The sequence below is a fragment of the Microcystis sp. M_QC_C_20170808_M9Col genome, from assembly GCF_007095495.1.
Taxonomy (GTDB): Bacteria; Cyanobacteriota; Cyanobacteriia; order Cyanobacteriales; family Microcystaceae; genus Microcystis; species Microcystis aeruginosa.
Genome location: NZ_SFBZ01000147.1, coordinates 1 through 3,557, shown reverse-complemented (window position 1 = coordinate 3,557; position 3,557 = coordinate 1). Strand labels below are relative to the sequence as shown.

Annotated in this window: 2 protein-coding genes; both read left to right on the top strand. The window is 42.9% G+C overall.

Annotation, left to right across the window (positions count from 1 at the left end; all coding sequences use genetic code 11):
- The first annotated feature begins 437 nt into the window (after positions 1-437).
- Positions 438-1,001 (top strand): thylakoid membrane photosystem I accumulation factor, encoded by a 564-nt coding sequence (locus tag EWV68_RS08885; RefSeq protein WP_061431037.1) that lies wholly within the window; start codon positions 438-440, stop codon positions 999-1,001.
- Between the two features lie 672 nt (positions 1,002-1,673).
- On the top strand, positions 1,674-3,236 hold the full coding sequence (locus tag EWV68_RS08880; RefSeq protein ID WP_287169535.1) for an iron uptake porin: 1,563 nt from the start codon (positions 1,674-1,676) through the stop codon (positions 3,234-3,236).
- Positions 3,237-3,557 lie beyond the last annotated feature (321 nt).

The window sequence follows — 3,557 nt, the reverse complement described above, 5'->3', positions numbered from 1 at the left end:
TTACCGAAAAATTGGGTTTAAAGCCTCGCCCTTTTAGGGCGACTTTATCTGATGTATGATATTAAGAATAGCGGGCCGGGTAAGCAACCGCTTAAAAAACCCAGTCATCGCAGGATGAACGCACCTTGAAAACTAGAGTTATGGGGTTCTATAGGGGAATGCTCCTATAGGTAAAAGCTCTAAGCGTCAAGTACCAGAGAAACCAATTATTTTAGAGGTTTTGAACTGTATCGTAGGGTCCCCCGAAAACAGGCTTCTGTAAGGGAGCGAAAGTCTGAGGAGAGAACCACCTCTGGGTGGGATTTCGCCAGGAATCTAATTCAAGTGGACTCGTTGAGCCAGAAATTCACAGCAGTGATGCTAGAAGAATCCACGTCCGTTTACGGCGTGGGGTATGTCAAACTAAAAATTGTCTTAATATTCTAACCCTGTTGATCATGAAATCTCGTTATCGGCTGCGTCTTCAGATCTGTCTTGTCTTTCTCATTGTTGCTCTGACGAGTTTCTCTCCTTGGCTAACCCCTAGCGCCTATGCGGGGATCGATGACGATCGCCTCGATGGTAATATTTTTGTGGTCTATGCGGGTAATGGTTCCCTCGTACCACCGCGTCTAAATTTAGCGGAAACTTTTCAACGGAAAATTCCAGCTATTATTGTCTATTATCTGGATGATAGTAGTGATTGTAAGCGATTTGCGGCGATTGTCTCCCGTTTTCAAGAGTTTTACGGTCGCGCCGCCAGTATTATCCCCGTTACTGTCGATTCTATCCCGTTAAAGTCTTCCTATCGTCCCGATGAACCGGGTTACTATTATCGCGGTGGGGTTCCCCAAACGGTGGTTTTAGACCAACAGGGTAAAGTGGTTTATGATGGTTTGGGCAATGTTAAATATGAAGATGTGGATGATGTCTTAAGAAAGGTTTTTGATCTTTTGCCTCGATCGCAATCGCTAGAGTTAAAAAGACGCTCTTTTAACGAGTTTAACGCTGAATTGCGCTAGTCACCTCGTTTTTTATCCTCAATTGAACCAAAAATAATCATTTAGAGATGCTGTCAGCAGCGTCTCTATCTTGTTTTTAGGAACAATAAAATTATTTAGGGCTTGGTGAATAAATGTGAAATATAGACGAGGTAAGGGTTTTAGTGGCCTGTTTCGCTCCCACAGGTGCAAGATTTTGAGAGAATCGTGGTTCAAAACCTTGCATCTTCGGGGCGAAGCATTCGGGCATAACCTATCGCTGAAACCGTAGATTTCCTGTCCGAATGCTTCGCCCCTACTTTTTGCCGCAAACCTTATTTAGGGCTTGCTGAATAAATCTAAAAACCTTGTTGGGTAAGACTTTTAGACTTTTTGGAAACCAAAAAGTGCCAGATCCCGGAGTGATCGGGTGGAAAATTCCTGGACTTTTTCCCTGAAAATTAGGTAATTGACCCCCTCAAAATCGCTAAAACCCTACACCCCCCCTGCCCCCAGGAAAAACTTTTTGCCGCAAACCCTACTTATTGCTTTTATTATCATTTAAGATTTATTTTAACCGATAAATGCTAAGCAATTCAGATTTTATCTGGAGTAACATTTGAAAAATATTTGCAATAGTGCCAGACTGGAAAAAGTTTGCTAACCTAATTATACTGAGAACAATAATCATTCTTATAGGTGTGGGAGACAGCAATGAAAATCAAGCAAAATTTCCTAACAGCAGCGATATTACTGGGTTTTTCTAGTCCGGTACTGGCTAATAGTCTCGAAAACCTCTCTAGTAACCCCATGGCACAGGTAACAAGTGTCAATCAATTGCGGGATGTTTCTCCCACCGCCTGGGCTTTTGAGGCCTTAAGGAGTCTCGTGGAGAGGTATGGTTGTATAGTAGGTTATCCTGACCGCACTTTTCGCGGTGAACGCGCTTTAACTCGTTGGGAATTTGCCGCGGGGTTGAATTCCTGCTTAAATACCCTAGAAAGATTGATTCAAGAAGGAGTAGCGGTATTAAAAGAAGATCTAGACAGAATCAAGCGATTAGTCAGGGAATTCGAGACAGAATTAGCGGCCTTAGGGGCTAGGGTTGATAACTTAGAAAATCGAGTCGCTTTTCTGGAAAATAATCAATTTTCCACCACCACTAAATTAACCGGGGAAGTGGTGATGGCATTATATGGGGTAGCCACAGGAGAAAAAAACGGTGGTGAAGGGATTCCCCAAGTGCCGGCTTTTGGTTATCGCGCCCGTTTAGAATTAAATACTAGCTTCACAGGTAAAGATTTACTCTATACCCGTCTAGCAACGGGAAATATTGCCGATTTAGCCGATACCACGGGAACTTTTGAAAGTACCTTAGCCTTTACCCAACCCGACGGCAATGATTTATTGCTAGAAGTTTTAAACTACAGTTTCCCCCTAACGGAAAATATCTACCTCTGGTTAGAAGCGACGGGAGGTGCTAAAGATGACTTTACCAATACCCTCAACTTTTTGGATGGAGATGGTGCTAGTGGGGCGCTTTCCGCTTTTGGTACCCGCAATCCCCTTTATTTTGCCCCCGGACAAACTGGACTCGGTTTACAGGGTAATTATGGGGCTTTGCAATTCAGCGCCGGTTATCTTGCCGGAGATGCTAACGATCCTAACCCGGGAGCGGGTTTATTTAACGGTTCCTATACTGCCCTAGGGCAGCTGGGTTATGTTCCAAACGAGAATTTTGGCATTGCTTTATCCTACTTTCATGGTTATAACCAATTAGATACGGGAACGGGAAGCCAGCGCTCGAATTTCCAATTTTTCACCGAAGAACTATTCGGGGAGGCTGTCCCGACAATTAATAATAGTTTGGGGTTACAATTTAGTTGGCGAATTGTCGATGGTTTTGTCCTCGGTGGTTGGGGGGGGTACACAAAAGCTATCACCCTTAGCACCTTAGATGGACAACTAGAACGCGGAGATTTAGCTATCTGGAATTGGGCGATAACTTTGGCTTTTCCTGATCTATTTAAGGAAGGAAATACGGCTGGTATTATTGTTGGTATGCAGCCTTGGGTATCTAGTTCTAGTATTAGATTAAATGATGGCAGTTCCACTAATGATCCCGATACTTCCTTTCATATCGAAGGATTTTATGAGTGGAAGCTCACCGATAATATTGCCCTTACTCCAGGGGTAATCGTGATTACTTCTCCTAACTCGAATAACAACAATTCCACCTTAGTTATCGGTACTATCCGCACAACTTTTACTTTCTGATTTGTCCAGGCAGCTGGTATTGCCGTTTTTGAACCCTCAAAAATTAATTATGCAAGAAGCTTAATCTAAAAACCTTGTGGGATAATATCTTTAGGATTCTTTGACATCAAAAAGTGCCGACCATTGGATTGATCGGGGGCAAAATTTAGGCACTTTTTCCCTGAAAATGGTTAAAACCGGACACCCCACAGGCTGATTGTGGGTAGGGCTGTTTCATTCTCCCATCAGAATATCAAAAGTAAAAGCGATCACTGTCTTTGTAAAATGAGGAGTGACCGCCAACCTTTTAAATATATGTTGAGCTTAATAGAAAAACTGAAA